General features: G+C 34.6%; 1 protein-coding gene and 1 pseudogene. Both read right to left on the bottom strand.

The window, feature by feature from the left end; all coding sequences use genetic code 11:
• Positions 1-129: 129 nt before the first annotated feature.
• Positions 130-735 (bottom strand): hypothetical protein, encoded by a 606-nt coding sequence (locus LMU01S_RS10030; protein WP_056959803.1) that lies wholly within the window; start codon positions 733-735, stop codon positions 130-132.
• A gap of 116 nt (positions 736-851) precedes the next feature.
• Positions 852-1,104, bottom strand: a pseudogene (locus LMU01S_RS10740) (hypothetical protein); the annotation flags it as partial.

Below are 1,104 nucleotides of genomic sequence, written 5' to 3'. Positions count from 1 at the left end.
ATTTCCTCCAAATTTTCTAGTTCTACCATGTGTATAGTTCCTTCATATCTCTCAAGAGATCATATGTAAAGTAGTCGGCTAACCAATCACCAATTTAGTAATCATAACTACTTCTGATATCTCTAAAATTTATTTAGAATCTTTATCATCCACTATTTGCAACAACCCTTTGCGACGTAATACCCAGACGATATACTTAAACATCCATTTACTATATTTTGTCATTAATATAATACCTAATATGAATGGAATCAGTGGTAATGAACCGTAGAAAAAACCTGCTCTGCCTGCTTTTAGCCCATGCACTATGTGTCCTATACCTATACCTAACAACAATAAACCAAAACTTGAAAGAGCTGTTATACCACTTAACAAGTAAGAACCACTTATTTCCAGTTCTCCTCCCATAATTACTACTTCTTCTGGATGTTTCACTACTCGATACCGATAAAATATTAACAATATAAATCCACTTATCAGTAATGATCCTGACAACCCTAATGTATTTCCCAAAACACCTAGAACATCATATTTTACTTCATCATCATACATATATTGCCCTAATGCTGCCCCATTCAATCCTGACAGTATTATTATCAACATACCATATCCCGCTGCTTCTAACCCACTCACTTTGTCACTATACCCTCGTACACCAAATAATAGCACTACTGCTAAAATACTTAGGTATAGCCAAATCACTATATACGGACTATCCCATGTCTCTATTGCCATATTATTTCCTCCAAATTCCTAGTTCTCTTTACAATTGACAAGATACTTTAGTCACGGCTTAGGCAGAACTTATTTCCCAATTCAGTAATCTTGACTACTTCTGATTTCTCTAAAATTTATTTAGAATCTTTATCATCCACTACTTGTAGCAATCCTTTGCGACTTAACACCCAGACGATATACTTAAACATCCATTTGTTATACTTTGCTATTAACCAAATTGCTATAACTACAGGAATTAGGGCTAACGACCCATAAAAGAAACCTGTCTTTGGGCCTTTTAATGCTTGAACGTAACCAGCCATTCCAATTCCACAAGATAACAATCCAGAAAACATAAACCACGTTATCCCACTTAATAAATAGGAT

Source organism: Ligilactobacillus murinus DSM 20452 = NBRC 14221 (assembly GCF_001591685.1).
Taxonomy (GTDB): Bacteria; Bacillota; Bacilli; order Lactobacillales; family Lactobacillaceae; genus Ligilactobacillus; species Ligilactobacillus murinus.
The sequence above is the reverse complement of the archived record's forward strand: the minus strand, read 5'-3'. Positions and strand labels throughout refer to the sequence as shown.